The 21,230-nt window shown below is 63.3% G+C and carries 22 protein-coding genes and 1 tRNA gene; 6 read left to right on the top strand and 17 right to left on the bottom strand.

Going from position 1 to position 21,230, the window contains the following annotated elements:
- Positions 1 to 136 precede the first annotated feature (136 nt).
- The 6 genes from J5J83_RS11545 to J5J83_RS11520 form a co-directional block, all read right to left on the bottom strand.
- Positions 137 to 1,864, bottom strand: coding sequence for a GGDEF domain-containing protein (locus J5J83_RS11545; protein ID WP_212349236.1), 1,728 nt, complete (start codon positions 1,862 to 1,864; stop codon positions 137 to 139).
- A complete protein-coding gene (locus J5J83_RS11540) occupies positions 1,861 to 2,823 on the bottom strand; it encodes an extracellular solute-binding protein (protein WP_349251885.1) in 963 nt (320 codons plus the stop codon). Before J5J83_RS11540 ends, J5J83_RS11545 begins: the two co-directional genes overlap by 4 nt.
- A 164-nt stretch (positions 2,824 to 2,987) precedes the next feature.
- The gene (locus J5J83_RS11535) at positions 2,988 to 3,482 is read right to left on the bottom strand and encodes a YaiI/YqxD family protein (RefSeq protein ID WP_212349233.1); all 495 of its coding nucleotides are present in this window, start codon (positions 3,480 to 3,482) and stop codon (positions 2,988 to 2,990) included.
- Positions 3,483 to 3,520: 38 nt separating this feature from the next.
- Complete coding sequence (gene infA / locus J5J83_RS11530; protein WP_212349231.1) at positions 3,521 to 3,772, bottom strand: translation initiation factor IF-1; 252 nt, start codon at positions 3,770 to 3,772, stop codon at positions 3,521 to 3,523.
- A 452-nt stretch (positions 3,773 to 4,224) separates the two neighbouring features.
- Positions 4,225 to 4,300: transfer RNA gene (locus tag J5J83_RS11525), tRNA-Lys, on the bottom strand.
- 127 nt (positions 4,301 to 4,427) lie between these two features.
- Entirely contained in the window at positions 4,428 to 5,366 is a 939-nt protein-coding gene (locus J5J83_RS11520; RefSeq protein WP_212349229.1) for an MBL fold metallo-hydrolase, read from the bottom strand.
- Between the two features lie 169 nt (positions 5,367 to 5,535).
- On the opposite strand from J5J83_RS11520, the gene J5J83_RS11515 reads away from it, so the two are divergent.
- Together J5J83_RS11515 and J5J83_RS11510 are read left to right on the top strand one after the other, a co-directional pair.
- Positions 5,536 to 6,147 carry a 3'-5' exonuclease gene (locus J5J83_RS11515; protein ID WP_212349227.1) on the top strand — a complete coding sequence of 204 codons (612 nt, stop codon included), beginning with the start codon at positions 5,536 to 5,538 and terminating at the stop codon, positions 6,145 to 6,147.
- 99 nt (positions 6,148 to 6,246) lie between these two features.
- Entirely contained in the window at positions 6,247 to 7,374 is a 1,128-nt protein-coding gene (locus J5J83_RS11510) for an enoyl-CoA hydratase/isomerase family protein (protein WP_212349225.1), read from the top strand.
- 33 nt (positions 7,375 to 7,407) lie between these two features.
- On the opposite strand, the gene J5J83_RS11505 is transcribed toward J5J83_RS11510, so the two are convergent.
- The 10 genes from J5J83_RS11505 to ybgC are packed head-to-tail and all read right to left on the bottom strand — an operon-like array spanning position 7,408 to position 15,000.
- Complete coding sequence (locus tag J5J83_RS11505) at positions 7,408 to 8,514, bottom strand: YeeE/YedE family protein (protein ID WP_212349223.1); 1,107 nt, start codon at positions 8,512 to 8,514, stop codon at positions 7,408 to 7,410.
- Between the two features lie 42 nt (positions 8,515 to 8,556).
- On the bottom strand, positions 8,557 to 9,249 hold the full coding sequence (gene queC / locus J5J83_RS11500; RefSeq protein WP_212349221.1) for a 7-cyano-7-deazaguanine synthase QueC: 693 nt from the start codon (positions 9,247 to 9,249) through the stop codon (positions 8,557 to 8,559).
- A gap of 45 nt (positions 9,250 to 9,294) precedes the next feature.
- Positions 9,295 to 9,963 carry a 7-carboxy-7-deazaguanine synthase QueE gene (gene queE, locus J5J83_RS11495; protein ID WP_212349219.1) on the bottom strand — a complete coding sequence of 223 codons (669 nt, stop codon included), beginning with the start codon at positions 9,961 to 9,963 and terminating at the stop codon, positions 9,295 to 9,297.
- Positions 9,964 to 9,966: 3 nt separating this feature from the next.
- Positions 9,967 to 10,680, bottom strand: a complete 714-nt coding sequence (ybgF, locus tag J5J83_RS11490) for a tol-pal system protein YbgF (RefSeq protein WP_212349217.1) — start codon at positions 10,678 to 10,680, stop codon at positions 9,967 to 9,969.
- On the bottom strand, positions 10,680 to 11,201 hold the full coding sequence (gene pal, locus J5J83_RS11485; RefSeq protein WP_212349216.1) for a peptidoglycan-associated lipoprotein Pal: 522 nt from the start codon (positions 11,199 to 11,201) through the stop codon (positions 10,680 to 10,682). The genes ybgF and pal overlap by 1 nt, the downstream gene beginning before the upstream one ends.
- Before the next feature lie 42 nt (positions 11,202 to 11,243).
- Positions 11,244 to 12,524 (bottom strand): Tol-Pal system beta propeller repeat protein TolB, encoded by a 1,281-nt coding sequence (gene tolB / locus J5J83_RS11480; protein ID WP_212349214.1) that lies wholly within the window; start codon positions 12,522 to 12,524, stop codon positions 11,244 to 11,246.
- A gap of 45 nt (positions 12,525 to 12,569) precedes the next feature.
- Positions 12,570 to 13,454, bottom strand: coding sequence for an energy transducer TonB (locus tag J5J83_RS11475; protein ID WP_212349212.1), 885 nt, complete (start codon positions 13,452 to 13,454; stop codon positions 12,570 to 12,572).
- On the bottom strand, positions 13,451 to 13,864 hold the full coding sequence (locus tag J5J83_RS11470; RefSeq protein ID WP_212349210.1) for an ExbD/TolR family protein: 414 nt from the start codon (positions 13,862 to 13,864) through the stop codon (positions 13,451 to 13,453). Before J5J83_RS11470 ends, J5J83_RS11475 begins: the two co-directional genes overlap by 4 nt.
- 18 nt (positions 13,865 to 13,882) lie before the next feature.
- Entirely contained in the window at positions 13,883 to 14,557 is a 675-nt protein-coding gene (gene tolQ / locus J5J83_RS11465; protein ID WP_212349208.1) for a protein TolQ, read from the bottom strand.
- Positions 14,554 to 15,000 (bottom strand): tol-pal system-associated acyl-CoA thioesterase, encoded by a 447-nt coding sequence (gene ybgC / locus J5J83_RS11460; protein ID WP_212349206.1) that lies wholly within the window; start codon positions 14,998 to 15,000, stop codon positions 14,554 to 14,556. The genes tolQ and ybgC overlap by 4 nt, the downstream gene beginning before the upstream one ends.
- Before the next feature lie 204 nt (positions 15,001 to 15,204).
- On the opposite strand from ybgC, the gene J5J83_RS11455 reads away from it, so the two are divergent.
- From J5J83_RS11455 to J5J83_RS11440, 4 genes are all read left to right on the top strand, one after another.
- Positions 15,205 to 16,371, top strand: a complete 1,167-nt coding sequence (locus J5J83_RS11455) for an STAS domain-containing protein (protein WP_212349204.1) — start codon at positions 15,205 to 15,207, stop codon at positions 16,369 to 16,371.
- 64 nt (positions 16,372 to 16,435) lie between these two features.
- Positions 16,436 to 16,972 carry an ATP-dependent protease subunit HslV gene (gene hslV, locus J5J83_RS11450; protein ID WP_212353036.1) on the top strand — a complete coding sequence of 179 codons (537 nt, stop codon included), beginning with the start codon at positions 16,436 to 16,438 and terminating at the stop codon, positions 16,970 to 16,972.
- A 19-nt stretch (positions 16,973 to 16,991) separates the two neighbouring features.
- A complete protein-coding gene (gene hslU / locus J5J83_RS11445; protein WP_212349202.1) occupies positions 16,992 to 18,323 on the top strand; it encodes an ATP-dependent protease ATPase subunit HslU in 1,332 nt (443 codons plus the stop codon).
- Between the two features lie 61 nt (positions 18,324 to 18,384).
- Positions 18,385 to 19,260 carry an AEC family transporter gene (locus J5J83_RS11440; RefSeq protein WP_212349200.1) on the top strand — a complete coding sequence of 292 codons (876 nt, stop codon included), beginning with the start codon at positions 18,385 to 18,387 and terminating at the stop codon, positions 19,258 to 19,260.
- Between the two features lie 18 nt (positions 19,261 to 19,278).
- Here J5J83_RS11440 and J5J83_RS11435 read toward each other — a convergent pair whose 3' ends face one another.
- Positions 19,279 to 21,192 (bottom strand): diguanylate cyclase, encoded by a 1,914-nt coding sequence (locus J5J83_RS11435; protein ID WP_212349198.1) that lies wholly within the window; start codon positions 21,190 to 21,192, stop codon positions 19,279 to 19,281.
- Positions 21,193 to 21,230 lie beyond the last annotated feature (38 nt).

Here is a 21,230-nt window from a genome sequence, read left to right as displayed (position 1 = left end):
CCTCAATGAGGGAGTGGCGCGATGGTGGCAGGGGGGCGAACGATCGCCAAGGGCTTAATGCACAGGAAGGGAGAACGACCGTATGCCGCGTGCCCTGTTGTTTCTCAGGGTATTGGAGTGTCCGCGTCCCGCTTCCTCATTGACCGGCGGGCTGATGGATAACGACATCATTGCGACCTTGCTGCTTGGCACGGTACATCGCCCGATCGGCATTCTTCGCCAACTCGATCTCGTCGCTGCCGCCCTCGGGAAAGGTGGCCACCCCAACGCTGGCGGAAACGATGAGTGGCGGGCCGTCCGTCAGGATGGGCTGGTTGATTGATTGTCTCACCTTCTCCGCGACTGCAAGTGCGTCTTCCTTGTTCTGGATATGGCGCAGCAGCACGACGAATTCATCTCCACCGATACGGGCTGCTGTGTCCGATTCGCGGATGGCCTTGCGGATACGTGTGCCGACCTCCTTGAGCAGCAGGTCACCGACCGCGTGCCCGCGCTCGTCATTGATCGGCTTGAAGTCATCCAGATCGATGAACATCAATGCCAGTCTGGTGTTGTCCCGGCGTGCGCTGGCAAGCGCCTGCTCCATGCGATCGGCGAACAGTGCGCGATTCGGAAGGCCGGTCAGGGTATCGTGCTGAGCGAGATGTTCGAGTTCGTGCCTGCGCTGCTGAAGTTCGGACAATTGGCGGCGAATCTGTTCGCTGAGCGCACCGAAGCTGCGCGCAAGCAAACCGATTTCGTCGTGGCGTTCGGTGGGCAGTGCGCTCATCGGCGCGCCTGCGGTGAAATCCCGTAGCGCCAGACTCATCGAGTTGATCGGGCGCGTCACTGCGCGGGCAACCGCGATGGCAATCAGGACGCAGGCGAGGCAGATTCCGAGCACGATCTGCAGGATGACATTGCCCAGTGCGTCAGCCTGTCTGAGCACGGTAGCGAGCGGCTCGGCAAGCCCGAGGATCAGTCTGCTTTCGTCCGAATGAATGGAAACGGGCTGACTGATGAAGGCTGCCACGACGGGCAAGTCCGAGTGGCTTCCACTTGAGACCTCGAGCAGCACCTGAGGTGACTTGTTCAACACCAGGTCAGCCGTGGACGGAAACTCGTCCTGTACGAGGATTCGCCGCCCGCGGTCGAATCCGAAGCTTTGCGCAGGGTCCGGGTGGACCAGAAAATCCCCTTCGGCATTGGCCAGATACAGCTTGAAGTCGGCTGGCAGGCCAGCCGAGAGTTCCTTGAATACACCGTGAAGGTCGATATTGATGACGACGACCCCGCGCGTGTGCCCGTCGCGGTCGACGACCGGCATGCCCAGTTGAGCGGTTGGCCGCCCCAGGCCTGCGTGAGCGCCCTGTTCGTGGTTGATCGCGAAGCGCGAGAGGTAGGTTTCGTTGGCTGCCAGTTTCAGAGTGTCGAAGACATACGGATAATGTCCTTTTTCCTGCAGATCCTCTCCACCGACACGCAGTGGTTCGTCACTGCCGCGATCAACTCGTACACGTTCCAGTCCATGTTCGGCTGCACCGATCAGGCGTATCTGGAAATAGTTGGGATTGACGGCCATGAGCTGTTCGAAAAGGATCGCCAGACGGTTCTCCGCCGCCGTATCCGGTGCGTCGAACGCCGCGTCGAGTGCCGCGAGGGCGTCGGGGTGTCCGGACAGAAGCTGAAGGTTGCGGCTGATCTCTTCGCGTGCAACGACAATCCGGCTCGCGAGAACCTTGGTCGAGGTCAGCAACTCGCTCTTGCTGGACTGGATCAGTAGGGTCCTGCTGGCGTTATACACATAGAAGCCCGTGACGCCCGACGCAATGACGCCGACCAGGGCAAGCAACAGTGCGAGGCGGGCTGCGATACCGAATCTCAAGGGGCCATCACCTTGTCTGTGCGAGCGCCGGCCATGATGCGTCCCCACAAATGGTTGCGGCGCTCTGCGTCTTCGACCGGCTGTAGCCAGACGAGGCGGCCTGCGCCTTCGGTGCCGCTGGCTGCTGCCTGCGTGGTGTTCGCCAGGCCCTGACGAGTGCTGAGCGCATTGCCGGGCTGCTCTTCCAGCGTGTAGTTTATCCAGGCTTCGGCCAGTGCGGCATTGCGCGTACCCTTGGGAATCGCCCAGCAGTCGAGCCATGCGAGCGCGCCCTCGCGCGGGATGACGTAGCCCACGTCTGCACCGGCCGCTTCGAGTAACTTCACTTGTTGCGAACCGAAGTTCGCAAACAGCAGTGCGGCGCCGTGCCGGGTGAACAGATCGACCGATTCCTGCGGCTGCGTATAGAAGGCGAGCACGTTCCGCCGCAGCGCGATTAGCTTGTCGACCGCCATCTGCCAGTCGTGGCTGTTGAGGTTGAAGGGGTTTGCGTGGCCTAGCAATTGCGCTGCGAGCGCAAAGTTGTGCGTGCCGCCATTGTAAGCGATCACCTTGCCGCGATAGCGGGGGTCCCACAGGGCGGCGATACTGTCCGGCGCTGGGGTGACTTGCCGACGATCGTATATCAGCCCCATTTCCGCATAGGTGTAGGGGATGGCGAACACGCGACCTTGGTGAACGAGGCCGGGAATGCTCTGGAGATCACGGAATCTGCTCAACTGACGCGACCGATTGGTGATCGCATCGGCGTTGACCGGCCGTACCAGGTCGCTTCGGATATAGCGCTGGAGTTCTGCGGTATTGACTGCGAAAACGTCGAAGTAATCGTGCTCTGGTGCGTTTACGCGTGCCCACAGATTTTCGTCGGAGTCGACGAAGGAAACCTCCACGCGGACCCCGGTCCGATCCTCGAAAGCCTTCACGATATCCGCGTCGGCGTAGCCTGGCCAGGCAAGCACGCGTAGCGTCGTCTCCGCTGCGCAATTGCCGGCAATGAGGGGCAGAATCAGAAGCAGGAATCGCAGACGGCGCCAGGTTCTTATCAAGGTTCGGCCTCTGGTGACAAGGCGTGTCGAGTTTAGCGCAGAAGCGCACCGTTCATGGAGATTGCCTGGGGGTGGGATTACCCTTCCCGCGGAGGGATAAGCCGTGGCTGGAGTCGATGTGGCGGTCGGCTGTCGGTGCTCAGGATGTGATCGAGGCGATTGGCGAAGCGCCGGCAGTCTGCGGCGGAAAACGGGGGCGGCCCACCCGTGTCAACGCCGCTGCTGCGCAGGGCATCCTTGAAGTTTCGCATGTCCAGAAGCTCGCGGATGTTCTCTTTGCCATAACATTCGCCGCGCGGACTCAAGGCTTGCGCGCCCTTGGCCACGACGTCGGCAGCAAGGGGGATGTCGGCGGTGATGACGAGATCCGCAGCGCGGACGTTGTCAGCGATGTACTTGTCGGCCTCGTCGAAGCCCGGTGCCACCTGAATCATCCGCACCAGCGCGGAAGCCGGCGTGCGCAGGATCTGATTGGCCACGAGCGTGAGCGGATGTCGCGTGCGCGCTGCGGCGCGAAACAGTATCTCCCTGATGGCGCCGCGGCAGGCGTCCGCGTCAACCCAGATATGCATTCGGCCCGAAAGCCCTGCCCCCGCCGTCAGGTTATTGCTTAGCGCGTTGCCGGTGCCATCGGTTGACGGCCGGGCATGTGGCGGAAGGTGATACGACCCTTGGTCAGGTCGTAGGGCGACATCTCGAGCGAGACCTTGTCGCCGGCGATGATGCGGATGTGGTGCTTGCGCAGTTTTCCGCCCGAGTAGGCGATCAGCTTGTGGCCATTGTCGAGGGTGACACGATAGCGCGCGTCCGGCAGGACTTCATCGACCGTGCCGTGCATTTCAATCAGTTCTTCTTTTGCCATATTCAGGCTCCTTGTGGGTGCGGCTCACCTATCCCCGCGCTGCGGGTGGGGGGTTGCCAGGCTCGCCACCGCCTTGGCAAGCGCATTGTTCAGTGCCCGGCCATTGCGAGTCGTGTCGCCGACGGCCTGCTGTCAAAATCGGCACGATGATTGGCGGGCCGAATGTCTGGTACTGCATTGGCGCCCCGGCGCACAAGGCGGCAGGAGCGGGCGGCGCGATGGAAAACGGGTGCACGCGTCGCGCATCGGGCGATCCGTGTTACCTGATCGCGGTGTTGTGCCTGCGAGCCCGAAACAGGCGCGACAGACGCGGGTCCGAGTAGGCTTCGGTCCCCCGCGAGTGGCATTTCGGGCGGATGGCGGCGGCACCGGAATCGGGCCGACAAACGGAGCGAACAACGGATTCAAAAGAAAATAGCCAGACCGCAGTCCGGCTATCCCCTTGGTTCTCTTGGTAGGCCGTGCGTGGCTCGAACACGCGACCAACGGATTAAAAGTCCGCTGCTCTACCAACTGAGCTAACGACCCCCGGAACAGCCCATTATTCTAGATGCGGAAGCGTGGCGAGTCAAGGATAACGGCCAAGCCAATCGGACTGCGCCCGTTTACCCGGTGCCGGGCCGAATGTCGGGCGTCGGTTCGGTGGCGGTGGCGTTCAACGCAGCGAACCCTTCTCCATCTGCAGGAACACATTGTAGGCGTTGGCCCGATTGGCCTCGCGGAATGCGGGAAGCCTGGACCAACGGCTCCAGTCGGTGTCGGCGTAGGCCTCGTCGAATGACTTGAGCTCGCTGACGGCCTTGCCCATGCTCTCGCGCACGTATTTCAGGTAGTCGCGGGTGAGGGTGAGGTCGGACTGCGGTTCAGTGGATGCAGGGCCGTGGCCGGGCACCACTACAGCGGGATGCGCGTCGATCAGGTGATCGAGCGCGAGCAGCCAGTGCGAGGTGTCCGCGTCACCGACGAAGGGCACGCGGCCGCGGAACAGCATGTCTCCGGCAAAGATCACGCGATCCTCGACGACTTCCATGATGATGTCGTCGGGCGCGTGCGCAGGGCCCACGTAGGTAATGCGAAAGTGCAGTCCGCCCTTTTCGAAGTCGGTGTTGCCCTCCAGCCAGCGGTCCGCCGGCAGCAGGCGTGTGTTGTCATCCACAAAGGGGAAGAGGTCCGCCTTGCGTTGTGCGAGCCTGGCCTGCGCGCCGTCCGATTCGAGGGCTTCGCGTCCGCGGCGGTGGGCCCATACTTCGGCGCCGATGGCCTTGAAGGCCTGGGTGCCGTAGTAGTGGTCGGCGTGATAGTGGCTGACGATGAGGCGCTGGATCGGTTTGGTGGTGAGTTTGCGAATCTCTGCGATCAGCTGTTCGCCCAGCGCCGGTGTGCCGAGGGCGTCGAACACGACGACGCTGTCGTCGGTGATGACAAAACCTGCATTGGACATGAAGCCCTCGTTCGCCGATGAGGCCATGCCGGCCTTGCCCATCACGTACCAGCTGTGGGCAGCGACCTGCACTGGCTTCATGTCGACGGCGAGCGCCAGCTGGGCGGACAGGGCGCAGAGTATGCCGAGTGCAGTCGTGAGCGTTCGCAGCATGTCTTTTCCAAATATTTGTATATCCGGATACGCTAACGTATAGATTCCCTGGCGTCGATCTGCGGTGCAGCATGGTCTCTGCCGTCGACACCCCGTTTGCGCCAGCCGGTCTCAATATCGTGGCAAACTTCGGCTCCCGATCATAACCGGCCCCTTCGGGGAAGCCCCCTTGAGTACATACGCCGTCATCGACTTCGAAACCACCGGCATGGCGCCCGAGCACGGCTGCCGGCCGACCGAGATCGCCGCCGTACTGGTTCGCGACGGACTGATCGTCGATCGTTACCAGAGCCTGATGAATGCCGGCGCCTTCGTGCCTCATGAAATTCAGGCGCTGACCGGCATCACCAACGCCATGGTGCGCACTGCGCCGCGTGTCGAACAGGTCATGACCGAGGTGGCCGACTTTGTCGGTGATCATGCCATCGTGGCGCACAACGCCGCGTTCGATCGCAAGTTCTGGGATGCCGAACTGGCACGGCTCGGGCGCCAGCGTACAGGAGACTTCGTGTGTTCGTTGCTGTTGTCCCGACGGCTTTTTCCGGACGTACCCAACCACCGGCTCGCCACCCTGGTGCATGCGCTGAACCTGCCCGCAACCGGGCGCTATCACCGCGCGTTGGCAGATGCCGAGGCCACTGCACACCTGTTCATCCGCTTGCGGCACGAACTGCAGGGGCGTTTTCGGCTGCCCGCGGTCGAACACGACCTGCTGCTTGCCGTGCAGAAGACCGCCCGCAGCGGGCTGGCGCGCTGCGTCGAGCGCTTTCGGGATGGGTGAGCCTTCAGACCTGCGCATGTCGCCGCAACGGCACGTACGAAAAGCATCAGACGGCAGGCGCCAAGGCGGGCCGTCGCCACCTGAACATGGAGCTGTGACATGAATGACTGCGTACTTTTGCGCGAACTTCCGACGGCCTGCGGCCGGCGTTTCGGCCACGCCACGCTGAATGCGCCGGCGGCACTGAATGCCCTGTCATTGCAGATGATCGACCGCATCGCGCCGCAGCTCGGCGCCTGGGCCGAGGATCCGGGCATTGTCGGCGTGGTGCTCGACGGCGCGGGAGACCGCGCCTTTTGTGCGGGCGGCGACGTTCGCGCCCTCTACGCCGCAATCCGCGCCGCGCGGGCCGAGGGCAGGCGGGACGCGCCCATGGTCGTGAAGGCCTTCTTCGAGCGAGAGTATCGGCTTGACTACCGCATTCATACCTACCCGAAGCCGGTGCTGTGCTGGGGGCATGGCGTGGTGATGGGCGGTGGCGTCGGGCTGATGGTCGGTGCATCGCACCGTGTCGTCACGCCGCAGACGCGGATGGCGATGCCGGAGATCAGTATCGGACTCTATCCCGATGTGGGCGGCAGCTGGTTTCTCAACCGCATGCCGGGCCGGACCGGACTGTTCCTGGCGCTGACCGGGGCGCAGATCAACGCCGCGGACGCGCGATTCGCCGGGCTGGGCGATTTCGTGTTGCGCGACGAGGACAAGGCGACGGTACTGTCCGCCCTGGCGCACACGCGCTGGCACGCTGAACACGAGGCGAACCGCTCGCGTCTGAGTCATTTGCTTGGCGAACTGGAGTGTCGTGACCGGTTGCAGGCATCAGCCTTGCGCGGTCAGTTCGACTGCATCGAAGAAGTGATCGGACACGGCAGTCTTGGTGACATCGTGCCACGCCTGCGTGCGCTGGCGCAGGATGCCGACCCCTGGCTGCGTGCGGCGGGGACGACATTCGACCATGGCGCACCGAGCTCGGCCGTGCTGTCGCACGCCATGCTGCGGCGCGCACGGCACTGCTCGCTGGCCGACGTGCTGCGCCTTGAATTCCAGGTCTCGGTGGCAGCTGTCATGGCCGCGGATTTTTCCGAGGGTGTGCGCGCATTGCTCGTGGACAAGGACCGCAATCCGCGGTGGCAGCACGCATCGCCGGACGAGGTTGCGCCTGCGGAGATCGAGGCCTTGTTCGCGCCCGACTTTGACGGCCCTCATCCCCTGGCCGACCTGAGCTGACGCGACCGCGGCGGGCGCGCAAGTCGTCACGACTCAGGCCTCGCGCATCATCATCCAGTACTGCACCTTCATGGTTGCCACCGCGCCGAGCACGATGGATGCGGTGGTGAGAAAGGAGCCAAGCGCCAGGGTGGACAGCCCGGTAATGCCCTGGCCGATGGTGCACCCCATGGCAGTTACGCCGCCAAAGCCCATCAGCAGCGCACCCACGAGATGACGAATGAGATCGTCGGGCGTGCGGAAGCCTTCGAGGCGAAAGCCGCCCGTCGTGACCGCATAGATCGCCGAACCGACGATCACGCCCAATGAACAGGCGATGCCGAAGGTGACGATGCGGCTGCTGTCGCTCCACAGCATCAGCAATTCAAGCGTGTAGGCCAGCGGCGCGACGAAGGACAACGATTCGGCCCGGCCGCTGTTGGTGCCGACGAAGGCTTCCTCGAGCGTTTCCGGATGCTCGGCGACGAAACCGATGTGGCCGGAGACGTACCAGCCGGCGACCGTCAGTGCGCCAATGGCCAGTCCGCCGAGCAGGACTTCGCGGCTCCACGCCTCGCGACTGGCCAGCGCGGCAACGAGCAGGCCGCCGCCGACCACGCCGGCGCCAAGCAGTAGTGCCTGGTCCGGTGCCAGGCCAGCACTGGCGAGAAAGGCCGGCAGGTCCTGTCCATGGGGCAGCTCGAACGCGACTGCATCGAGATAGTTGACGCGCCATACGCCGAACAGCCCGCGCAGCGTCATGTAGGCCCCGATGGCCATGAAAAAGAACACGACCAGCGACTTCAGGTTGCCGCCACCGATGCGGATCAGGGTCTTGCTGCCGCAGCCCGATGCCAGTGTCATGCCAGCGCCGAAGCAGATGCCGCCCAGGATGTGGGATAGCCAGATCAGACGGTGGCCGGTATAGATCGACCGCGATACGTCAAGCCACCCCGCCAAGCCGAGTGCAGCGGTGCCGAGCACGGCAGTGGCGATGGCCAGCGCCCACATCCGCATGCGACTCCAGTTGCCCATGTTGACAGCATCCGATACCGCGCCGAGCGTGCAGAAATTGGTCTTGTTGCCGATGAAACCGAACAGGATCCCGATCGCGAAGGCAAGCGAAGTAATGGTCGAGACGGCGACGACGGGTTCATCCATGGGCAGCTACCGCAACGAAGCAAAAACGGATTCTATTTGAAATCAGCCGTTTCGGTGCTGATATGGCGTCGGGTCCGGCAGGCCCGCTGCCTCGAAGCCGGCGCGGCGCAGGCGGCAGGCATCGCACCGGCCGCAGGCGCTGCCATCGTCGGCGGCCTGGTAGCACGAAACCGTGAGTCCGTAATCGACGCCCAGTGCGGTGCCGCGGCGAATGATGTCGGCCTTCGACAGATCGATCAGTGGCGCGTGAATGCGCAGGCCATGACCTTCGATTCCCGCCTTGGTGGCCAGGTTGGCCATGGTCTGGAAGGCTTCGATAAAGGCGGGCCGGCAATCCGGATAGCCTGAATAATCAACCGCATTGACGCCGACGAAGACGTCTCGGGCGCCCAGCACCTCGGCCCAGGCCATGGCGATCGACAGCATCACCGTATTGCGGGCAGGGACGTAGGTGACGGGGATACCGTCGGACTCGGTGTCCTCGGGGACGTCGATGTCGGGGTCGGTCAGCGCCGAGCCTCCGAACTGGCCGAGCTCGACGCGGGCCAGGCGGTGTTCCCTGGCGCCGAGATGATCGGCGACGCGCCTGGATGCAGCCAGTTCGGCTTGGTGGCGTTGGCCGTAGGCGACGGACAGCGCATAGGCTTCGAACCCCTGGTTGCGTGCAATGGCAAGACAGGTGGCCGAATCGAGTCCGCCCGACAGCAGGACGATGGCGCGGGGTGTTGAAGTCATGCGAGTACTCCGGGCACAAGAAACCGTGCGTTGGCGGACGTGCGGTCAGCGGCCTTTTGCATCATTCCACAGGATCTTGTGCAGCTGCAATTGAAAGCGGACGGGCAGGCGATCCCGCACGATCCACTCGGCCAACGCAGTAGGGTCTAGTCTGCCGGCGACCGGCGACAGCAGCACGGTACAGCGTCGGTCAATGGCATGCTCCGCAATCTGCTGCCGTGCCCATTGGTAATCCTCCTCGTCGGCGAGAACGATCTTGAGCTCGTCGCGCGCGTTGAGCAGCGCGATGTTCTCATAGCGGTTCCGGCCTACTTCGCCGGAGCCCGGCGCCTTCAGGTCCATGATGCGCGAGACGCGCGGATCGACCGCAGCAATGTCCAGCGCACCGCTGGTCTCGAGCGACACCGAGTGGCCGGCATCGCACAGTGCGGTGAGCAGCGGCAGGCAGGCCGCCTGCGCCAGGGGCTCGCCGCCGGTCACGCATACCGTGTTGAGCCCGTGTCCGGCAACGTCGTCGACGACCGACTGTACGCTGACGGTTTCACCGCCCTTGAATGCATAGGTGGTATCGCACCACGTGCAACGCAAGGGGCAGCCGGTAAGACGCACGAACACGGTCGGCAGGCCGACCCGGGTGGATTCGCCCTGCAGCGATGCGAAAATTTCGGTGATGCGCAGCTTCGCAGTCTGGTCAGCGGACATTCTGGCTGTCATCGGTCAGCGCTTGGCCAGTCGCTGTTTTGCCGCTTGTGCCGCATTGGAGGTCGGGTAACGCTCGATCAGGCTCTGCAGCGTGCGCTGCGAGGTCTTGGCGTCGCCCATGGCTTGCTGGCTGTTGGCCAGACCAAGCATGGCATCGGGTGCAACGATATCGTTGGGCCATTTGCCGAGCACGGCATTGAAATGATTGACCGCGGCGGCGACTTCCTTGCTTTGCAATGCGGCGTTGCCCGCCCAGAAATGGGCGCCGGGCGCCGACGTGCTGTCCGGAAAGCGCGAGAGGTAGGCGTCGAAGGCGGTCAGGGATTCACGTGCCTTGCCGTCCTTGAGCAGGTTCAGCGCGGCTTCGTACTCCGCTGCTGCCTCGGCCGGATCGGCTGTGGCCGCAGGGGTTGTCTGGGGCAGGGTCTCGAGCTGACGCAAGCGGGTGTCGAGGTCGACATAGAAGTCACGCTGGCGCTGCTTGAGCGACTCGACTTCGTTGAGCACGACTTCGAGCTGACCGCGCAATCTGGCGATCTCCGCACGCAATTGCTCGTTCTGGTTGGCCAGCTCGAGCTGTCCGCGGTTGGACGTCTCGAGCCGGCTTTCCAGATCCTGCCGCATCTCGGTGATCTGGCGTCGAGCATCGGTGTCATCGAACAAGCCCGCTTGCGCGGGCCCGGCCAGAGACAGAGCGACGAGCGCCGCCAGTGGCAGGAGGCGATTCATCAGAACTCACCCGAATACAGGATGTCGCCGCGGCGATTCTGGGCGTAGCAGGCTTCCGAGGCGTCGGTACAACGCGGCTTTTCTTCGCCCAGGCTGACCGATTCGATCTGGCCTTCCTTGGCGCCGAGAAGGCTCAGCGCCTGACGCACGGCGTCGGCACGCTTCTGACCGAGGGCGATGTTGTATTCACGGCTGCCGCGCTCGTCGGTATTGCCTTGGATGAGGATCTTCATCTGCGGGTTCTGCACCAGGAAGCGGGCGTGGGCTTCGATCAGCGGCTTGGCTTCGCTCTTGATCACGAAGCTGTCGTAGTCGAAATACACGCTGCGCTTGGACAGGATGTTGTTCGGGTCGGTCAGTGCGGCAATTCCGCTGCCGGACATGCCCGGCGCAGTAACGGTGGCAACACCGGCACCCGAGCCGGCACGGTCTTCAACCTTGGCACCGGTGGTGTCGGTAGCGGTGCTCGAGCAGGCGGCGAGCAGCGCGGATAACAGGGCGGGCAACAGCAGTTTCTTCATGGATGTATCTCCAATTTGTATTAGCAAGGGACAGCAGCGGTTTTACTTCTGCAAGGGACCCCAGGCGGGCTCCCTTACGTCAGCGGCCTGCACCGAAAGGCGTTGCTTCACCCGGCCATCGGACGATACGGCTGCAAGGACGCCACGGCCACCGGTCTCGGTGGCATAGAGGATCATGCGGCCATTTGGCGCGAAGCTTGGGGATTCGTCACGCGCCGAATCGGTGAGGATCGTGGTCTGGCGGCTGTTGAGATCATTCACAGCCACCTGAAATTTGCCGTTGTTGCGGGTGATGAAAGCCAGCAGCTTGCCGTCAGGCGATGGCCGCGGGGTCACGTTGTAATTGCCGTCGAACGTCACGCGTTGGGCGCTGCCGCCCGTGGCGGGAATGCGGTAGATCTGCGGGCTGCCGCCGCGGTCGGAGGTGAAGTAGATCCACTGTCCGTCCGGTGACCAGGCTGGTTCGGTGTCGATGCCGGCCGAACTTGCGAGGCGGCGTACGCCGGAGCCGTCCGCGTTCAGCGCATACAGCTGCGACTGGCCATCCTTGGTCAGGACAACGGCGAGCTGGGTGCCGTCCGGTGACCATGTCGGCGCCGAGTTCGAACCCTTGAAGTTCGCGACCACCTGACGCTGGCCGGTCGCCAGCGTATGGATGTATACGATCGGCTTCTTGGCCTCGAACGACACGTAGGCCAGGCGCTGGCCGTCGGGCGACCACGACGGCGAAATGATGGGCTCGCGGGAGACCAGTGCAGCCTGCGCATTCATGCCATCTGCGTCGGCGATCTGGAGTTCGTAGCGCGCACCGCTCTTGACGACGTAGGCAATCCGGGTGGAAAAGTAGCCCGGCAGTCCGGTCAGTTTCTCGTACACGAAATCGGCAATGCGGTGACCGGTCAGGCGATTCTGGGCCGGGGCCATGCGCATCGACATCGCGCCGAGTTCGACCTGCTTCTGGGTGTCGAACAGGCGGAAGCGCACTTCGTAACGCCCATCCGATTGCGGCAGCAGCGACGCGCTGAGTACGGCGTCGGCGCCACGGGCGCGCATGTCGGCAAGGTCGGGGACACGCGATTCGGGCAGCGGCAGCGGGCCGATATCCACGAGACTGAACAGTCCGCTGCGCTCGAGGTCGGCGCGGACCACGTCCGAAACGCCCCGCGGCAGACTGCCCTCGTTCTCGAAGACCGGGATCACGACCGGGAAGCGCGAAGCACCCGAGCCGGTAATCTCGATGGAAAGCTGCGCGTGCGCGCCAAAGGCGGCGCAGGCAATCACACCCGCAAGCAGCAGGCGAAAGATGGCGAGCATTCTGTTCATGGTGTGGTGCACAAGAGTTTTGACGATTATAGCCATAGGGTGCCCTTATTCATCCAGCGGACGGAATTTCAGTTCCAGCGTACGCTGAAAAAGTTCCCTTTGTTGTGGCAGTGGCAGCGGACTCGAACGCCTGATTGCGCGCTCGATCGCGTCATCCAGCGCAGGAATGCCCGACGAACGCTTGAGCCGGATGACCAAAACCTCTCCGCTGGGCAATTGATCAACTTCGAAGACCGCCTCCGGATTGCCGGTCAGCCCCGGCGGGCTGAGCAGGTTGCCACGAACCTTGGTTCGGATCGCATTCTGGTAAGCGTCGATCGCCCCCTTGGTTCTCGCCGATGCCGCACGCGCCGCATCCTCGCGCATCATGCCCTCGACCTTGGCGCGTTCGCTTTCCTGCTGCAGCAGCTTGGTCATGTAGTCGTCCTTGACGGGCTCGGGTGGCTTGGGCACGGGTTTGGGCTCGGGCTTGGGCGGCTCCGGTTTTTTCGGTTCCGGCTTCGGCGGTTCGGGCTTGACCGGGTCGGGCTTTGGCGGCTCCGGCTTCTTGGGCTCGGGCTTTTTCGGTTCGGGTTTTTTGGGCTCAGGTTTAGGGGGCTCGGGTTTCTTTTCCGGCGCCTTGGTTGCGATCTCGGGCTTCGCCACCGGCTTTGGCGGTTCGGGCGGGGGCAGGGGCTTGGGTTCCGGCTTCGGCTCGGGTTTTGGTTCCGGCTTTGGCTCAGGTTTCGGCTCAGGTTTCGGCTCAGGCTCGACCTGCGGCGCACGGCCGGGCGGCGGTGCGACCAACTCCACTTCGAGCGATGCCGGCGGCTTGCTTTGCCAGCTGATGCCGAAAAAGAGGAACAGCGCCAAACCCACGTGAACCGCAATGGTCAGGGCGAGTGAGGCGACTTTTCCGGGTTGCTGCTGGGGGCTGTGGCGCTCGTTCATTGGCCCTGTGAGCCCGACTTCGTTTGCAGGCTGATCTTCTTCACGCCGAGTTTTCGCGCGGTTTCGAGGATGTCGATGACCTTCTGGTACTGCAGTTCGCTGCTCGCCGCCACCAGGAAGGGTTGGTCAGGATTCTTGGCGACGGCGCGCTCGAGTTCGCGGTGGAGCTCGAGGTTCGACAGCTTCCTCGAGCTGGCGCTGCTGCTCTGGCGCAATGCCAGGGATCCGTCCCTGGCCACCTCGATGACCATCGCCTCCGCTGGCGGAGCCGCCAGCGGACCGGAAGAGGGGACGTCGATGTTGCCCGGCTGCACCATCGGCGCGGTGACCATGAAAATCACCAGCAGCACCAGCATGACGTCGATGTAGGGCACGACGTTGATCTGGTTCATCAGGCGGCGTTGACGCATCTATGGCCTCCCGGGCGTTCAGCGCAGATGCCGCTGCAGGATGTTCGAGAACTCTTCCATGAAACTCTCGAAGCGGATGCTGATGCGGTCGATATCGTGCGCAAACCGGTTATAGGCCACCACGGCCGGGATTGCCGCGAACAGGCCGATTGCCGTGGCGACCAGCGCTTCGGCGATGCCGGGTGCGACCTGGGTCAGCGTCGCAGCACCCACGTTCGACAGGCCCCGAAAAGCGTTCATGATGCCCCAGACCGTGCCAAGGAGGCCAATGTAGGGAGATACCGAGCCGACCGATGCAAGAAATGCAAGATGCGCCTCGAGATCATCGACTTCGCGCTGGTAGGTTGCACGCATTGCACGCCGTGCGCCGTCGATGGTCGCTGTCTGATCGTGGCTCTTGGCCCGCAGCTTGGTGAACTCGCGGTAGCCGGACTCGAAGATGCGCTCCATGCCGCCGCTGTGATGACGGCTGGCCGATGCCGATTGAAACAGGCCGTTCAGGTCGCCGCCGCTCCAGAACTCGCGTTCGAAGTCGACGGTCTTGCTCTTTGCAGCGCGGATCTGGAAGGATTTGCGGAAGATCCAGTACCAGGAGGTCAGCGAGATGCTTGCGAGCAGCGCCATCACAAGTTGAACGAGCACGCTTGCCTGGGTGATCAGGCTGAGAATCGAAAGGTCGTGGGAGACAGTCATGCTGTTTTGATTTTTTCGAGTTGGGTGCGGACGGTGTCCGGAAGGGGAGCGGGCTTCTTGCGTTGCCAATCGACACAGGCGACCTGGATGTCCGCCGAGAACAGCACCGTTTCAGCGCGGACGATCTTCTGCCCGAAGGTGATGCTTGCGCGGCGCAGCGCGTCGATCGTGGTAACGACCGACAAGGCATCGTCGAGACGCGCGGGGGCCAGGTAGTCGGCTTTCACCGAGCGTACGACGAAAGCCATGCCGTCCTGCTCGAGCATCCGCTGTTGCTCGAAACCGATTTCGCGAAGCCATTCAGTACGCGCGCGCTCGCAGAAACGCAGGTAATTGGCGTAATAGACCACCCCTGCCGCGTCGGTGTCTTCATAATACACACGAACGGGCAGGACGAATCGGGGCGCGTTCACCGGATCGTCAGACGCATGAGTCGATTGCATTGCAGCATTCTAGCCGAGGCGTAACCTTGCATTGTCGTTCATTGGTGGGAAGGTGTCCGCAAAAGGTAAGCATTCGTATCCGCCCGTGCGCATGGAGGATGCGCACGGGCGTGACATTGTATTGCGCAAGCCGTGGTGCTGAAGTGATATCCTTTCAAGCCGGTCGAAACCGGTATTTCCATCATCGTTCTGGTTGATTCTGGCGTGGCGCTCTCCTTTTTCGGCAAGAAACCCAATTCCGCGCCCGGCGACGAACACGCGCCGGCGGCGCCGGACGTGCGGCGATCGCAGGGGCCCCGGACCGAATTGTCGACCCTCGATTTTTCCGGTGGCGACGTGAATCGCGCGCTGGCGCAGTGCGCCGGCATGGTCGAGGTGCAGGAGGTCGGTGCCGGCATTGGTGCCATCTACGAAGAAGCAGCGGTGCTCTACGCCAATGGCAATGTGGCCGAGGCCGAGCGTGTGCTCAACTCCGTGCTCGACGATTCCGCCAATACGGCGGGCGAGGGTTTGTGGATGATGCTGCTGGACCTTTATCGCCTGACCGGACAACGCGAGCGCTTCGAGTCCAGGGTGCTCGATTATGCGACCCGCTTCGAGCGCTCTCCCCCACCCTGGGAGGATCTGTCCTGTCAGCCCGAGAAACGACGCAGCGAGGTGGCGCCCCTGGTCAACCTGGCGGGAAACCTGTCGGGACAGGCTGCGACGCAGTTCCAGCAGATTTGCGTGATCGGGCGCAAGAGCGGTGCGATCCGGATTGATCTTGGCCGACTGCGTGCAGTCGATGAGACCGGCAGCAGTTTGCTGAGCAAGGCGCTGGCCCAGTTGGCGTCGGATCATGTCCGGGTGTCCTTGCTCAACGCGGCGCAGCTGGTCAACATGCTGTCGGGGCAGGTGGTGGCCGGACGCAACGACAATCGCGACACCTGGCTGCTGATGCTGGAGTTGCTGCAATACACCGGCGAGCATGAACGCTTCGAGGATCTGGCGGTCGATTACGCGGTAACCTTCGAAGAGTCGCCACCGTCGTGGGAGTACAAGGCCCAGCAACAGGCGGCTGTGGCCGCGACCGCGCTCGACGCTGCGGTCACTGACGACGATGCTTTCCGCTTCGAGGGCGAATTGACCGGTGCGTCCAACGATGCGATCCGCAAGCTGGCGGCCCGTGCGTCGGGGCAGCAGGTGGTAAAGGTGGATTGCAGTCGTCTCAAGCGCATCGATTTCGTCGGCGCCGGGACCCTGTTCAACGTGCTCGCTACCTTGCAGTCTCAGGGTAAACTGGTCGTCATGCAGAACGTGAACGCCATGGTAGGGGCGCTGCTCAGGGTCATGAGCGTCGATCAGGTTGCTCAGGTGACATTGCGTCCCTGATGCGGACCGCGGGCGCATCGACCGGCGGCGATCCGGCGTTCTCCCCATACGGCAAGGAATCATGATGGAACAATATCACGGCACGACCATACTCTCGGTGCGTCGGGGCAACCGCGTGGCACTGGGGGGCGATGGCCAGGTCACGCTTGGCAATATCGTCATCAAGGCTTCGGCACGCAAGGTGCGTACCCTGTACCAGGGGCGGATTCTGGCTGGTTTTGCCGGTGGCACGGCGGATGCGTTTACGCTGTTCGAGCGATTCGAGGCCAAGCTCGACAAGCATCAGGGCAATCTGCTGCGCAGTGCGGTCGAACTGGCCAAGGACTGGCGCACCGATCGCATGCTGCGCCGGCTGGAGGCAATGCTTGCGGTGGCCGACCGCGATCATTCGCTGGTGATCACCGGCAATGGAGACGTGCTCGAGCCAGAACAGGGCATTGTCGCCATCGGTAGTGGCGGCGCCTACGCCCAGGCTGCGGCGAGGGGCCTGATCGAAAATACCGAACTGTCGCCGCAGGAGGTGGTGGCCAAATCGCTCGCGATTGCCGGTGACCTCTGTATCTACACCAATCAGTGCCACACCATCGAAGTGCTGGACTGAACCTTCATTCGAGCCCCCCATGACCCAGATGACTCCCCCCGAGATCGTATCCGAACTCGACAAGCACATCGTCGGCCAAAGCCGGGCCAAGAAGGCCGTGGCCATTGCGCTGCGCAATCGCTGGCGGCGCGCGCAGGTGAGCGAGCCGCTGCGCAGCGAGATCACGCCGAAGAACATTCTGATGATCGGCCCCACCGGTGTCGGCAAGACCGAAATCGCCCGCCGTCTTGCGCGCCTGGCCAATGCGCCTTTCATCAAGATCGAAGCCACCAAGTTTACCGAGGTGGGCTATGTGGGGCGGGACGTCGATACCATCATTCGCGATCTGGTGGAAATCGCGATCAAGGATGGCCGCGAACGCGCGATGCGCCTGGTGCGCGACCGCGCGCTCGATGCCGCCGAGGACAGGGTGCTCGATGCGCTGCTGCCCCCTGCACGCAGCTCGGGCCTCCATGCGGAGACCGATACCCAGGATTCGACCACCCGGCAGAAATTCCGCAAGAAGCTGCGCGAGGGCGAACTCGACGACAAGGAGATCGAGATCGAACTGGCGGCGTCGCCGATGCAGGCAGAGATCTTCGCACCACCGGGCATGGAAGAGCTGACGCAGCAGCTCCAGGGCATGTTCCAGAACATGGGTAACGGCCGCAAGAAGCAGCGCAAGCTGAAGATCTCCGAGGCCCTGAAACTGCTGGTCGACGAAGAGGCCGCACGCCTGATCAATGACGAGGAGCTCAAGGCCGAGGCGGTGCGGGCGGTCGAGCAGAACGGCATTGTGTTTCTCGACGAGGTCGACAAGATCGCCGCACGCTCCGACTCCCAGGGGGCGGATGTGTCGCGCCAGGGGGTGCAGCGCGATCTGCTGCCGCTGGTCGAAGGCACGACGATTTCTACCAAGTACGGCATGATCAAGACCGATCATGTGTTGTTTATCGCCAGCGGTGCCTTCCACCTGTCGCGACCGAGCGATCTGATCCCGGAGCTGCAGGGGCGCTTTCCGATCCGGGTCGAGCTCGATGCACTGTCGGTGGAGGACTTCGAGTGCATCCTGACGTCCACCGATGCGTGTCTTACACGGCAATACGAGGCCTTGCTCTCGACCGACGGCGTCGAACTCGTGTTTACGCCCGAGGGTATCCGCCGTCTGGCCGAGATCGCTTTTCAGGTCAATGAGAAAACCGAGAATATCGGCGCCCGGCGGCTTTACACGGTGATGGAGAAACTCCTCGAAGAGGTTTCGTTCGATGCAGGCAAGATTGGCCTGGCGGCGCTCAAGATCGATGCCGCCTATGTGGACAGCCGTCTCGAAGTACTCGCGGAGCGCGAGGACCTGGCGCGATACGTCCTGTGACGGCCCTGCTTAGCGGTTGGCACCCGGCGGTGCCCGTGCACTCCCCAGAAGGGTGCGTCGCGTGTTGATACGGATCGTCTCCATCCTGTTTCCCCTGTTCGCGATCACGGCGCTGGGCTATTTCGTCGGGCGCAAGGTGAAACCCGACCTGTCGCACGCCAACAAGCTCAACATGGACGTGTTCGTGCCGGCGCTGGTTTTCGGCGCGCTGGCCAACAAGGAGTTTCATCTCACCGAGTATCTGCCGCTACTGGGCGCGACGCTGGTGATCGTGCTCGGCTCGGGTGCGCTGGGGTGGATGATCGCGCGGGCAGCAGGGATCGACCCCAAGACCTTCGTGCCACCGCAGATGTTCAACAACTGCGGCAACCTCGGGCTTCCGCTGGCCGTGCTTGCTTTTGGCGACGAGGCGCTGGCGCCGGCCGTGGTGATGTTCATGGTGTCGAACCTTCTACACTTCTCTTTCGGTGCCTGGCTGCTCGATCACCACATCCGGGTGGCGACGGTCTGGCGGGTTCCGTCCGTCCTTGCGACCATGGCCGGACTGCTGGTGGCGATCACTGGATTGAGCGTGTGGCCGCCGCTGATGGTGGCGATCAAGATGCTCGGCGATATCTCGATTCCGTTGATGCTGTTTGCGCTTGGCGTGCGGCTCACCGACTCCAGGATCACCTCGATCGGCCTCGGGGTCTTCGGCGCGGTCACGCGCCCGCTCATTGGTATGGCATTGGCATGGGGTGTGATGCTGCTGGTGGATCTGCCGCCGCGCGAGCAGGCATTGCTGCTCGTGTTTGGCGCACTGCCGCCGGCCGTGCTCAACTACATCTTTGCCGAGCGTTATCACCAGGAGCCGGAAAAGGTGGCGTCAATCGTCCTGCTCGGCAATCTCTTCGCGGTCTTCTTCCTGCCTTTGGCGCTCGTGATCGCACTCGGCTGAACATGCCCGGGGGCAGTGTCAGGCCATCGAACTCAGGCCGCTGCCGCTGCGCTTGGCGCGGTACATCGCCGCGTCGGCCTTGCTGAGCAATTCGGCGAAGTTCGTGCCATGGTCCGGGTACATCGCCATGCCGATGCTGGCGGTCACGAACCAGTTGCGTCCCTCTACGTTGAGTGGCAGGGCGAGGTCGCGACTCAAACGGCTTGCTGCAGCGCGGACGTCGACTTCGTTGGCCGGTTGGCCGAGCAGGATGACGAATTCGTCACCGCCCAGGCGGGCAACCGTGTCACTGTCGCGCAGCGCAAACTGCAGCCTTGAAGCCACTTTGGCCAGCACGGCGTCACCGGTGGCATGCCCGGCGTTGTCGTTGATCTGCTTGAATCCGTCCAGGTCGATGACGAGCACGGCGGCACGCCCGCGCTGGCGCTTTGCGTTGCTGAAGGTGAGCTCGGCTCTTTGCTCCAGCAGGCGCCGGTTGGGCAATTCGGTGAGGGGGTCGAAGAACGCCAGGCGGGCAATCTCGGCCTCCGCCTCCTTGCGCTGCCCAATGTCCGAGATCTGTGCCAGGACTGCGCGAATGGCGCGTCTTTTCAGGTGGTTTCCGAGGCGAATCTCGATCCAGCGCGGTGTCGAGTCTTCACTGACGACCTGGCAGGTCAGCACGCGTGGCAGACCTTCCGCAATCAGCGCGCGAAATTCGCCTTCAACCATGCCTGCGTCGGTTTCCCACATCGGCTGCCACAGCGGCTGACCGGCCCACCGTGCCGGCGAAAGGCCGGTGATGCGCAATGCAGAGGCGTCCGCACGGGTCACGATCCCGGTAGAGTCGATTTCGAGCACGCAATCGGAGGTCTGCGAAACCAGTGCCTGATTGCGTGCGTTGCGACGCATGCGTTGTTGGGCAAGGTGGGTGGCGGTGGCGGCGATTAGCGTAATGGCGGCCATGAGGGTAAGGATTGCGGGCAAGGGCACCAGTTCGCGATCCGCTTCGCGCGCGGTAAAACGTATGTCCCAGCGCCGACCGCCGAAGAGGTGAACACGGTGCAGGGTATCTTGGCGCAACTGCTCCAGCTCGATGGCATTCGAGCCCTCATCCTCGAACAGTACGACCGGGTCTCCTTCGTGCGCGTCATCCGGCCCGAGATCGACGATCTTGAGGAAAAAGCGCTTGCGCAGCGTCGGTGCGATGGCGGTCGACACGAAGTCCTGCACCAGGAATGACGCGGCGACGGTATTGTCGGCCGAAAGGGTCGCGTTCCAGCCCGGTGTCGTCACCGGCGCTAGGATGAGAACGGCGAGGGTGTTGGGCGCCTGCTGCAAGCGGATCGGTTGGGTGGCGGCGAAGCCGTGGCTGCGCGCACGCTCGATTGCCTGGCGGCGTACGGCGCTGCTCATCAGGTCGAAGCCCAGCGAACGCTGATTGCCGAGCGGAGGAAAGATCGCCTCCACCACATGGTGGTCGTGGCCGGATTCGTCGGGGTAGATCTCGAATCCCGCGTAGGCCGGATCGTAGTCGGCGAGGTTCCTGCGTATCCATCTGGTGTAGGCCTCGCGCTCGCCATCCCGAATCTCGCGGTTGAAGGCGAACGCGCGCAGCCCCGGTACCGTCTGCTCGATATCGAGCGCCCGCGCATAGCGCGCGAACTCGGCTGTGCTGACCGTGTCGCTGCCCAGGTAGTGGGCGCGCAGCCCGATCAGGGCGTTCTGGTAGAGCGATGTCTGCTGCGTCAGCGACACGGTGGCCTGATCGACGATCCGGGCGAACGCGAGCGCGGCCCGCTCGCGTTCGGTGGCCCGATATTGATCGAGCGCCAGCCATTGTGCATAGGCGACTAGCACGATGACGCAGAGCGTGACCAGATGCGAGCGCAGGCGTGCCAGACCGAACGGGCCAGTTGGGTGCAAGGTGGTCGCATGCGGACGCGTTCTCATGCAGGTATTCTCCTCGCGAACGGTATGCGGCGCGATCC

The organism is Azoarcus sp. L1K30 (assembly GCF_018122735.1).
Classification (GTDB): domain Bacteria; phylum Pseudomonadota; class Gammaproteobacteria; order Burkholderiales; family Rhodocyclaceae; genus Parazoarcus.
The sequence above is the reverse complement of the archived record's forward strand: the minus strand, read 5'-3'. Positions and strand labels throughout refer to the sequence as shown.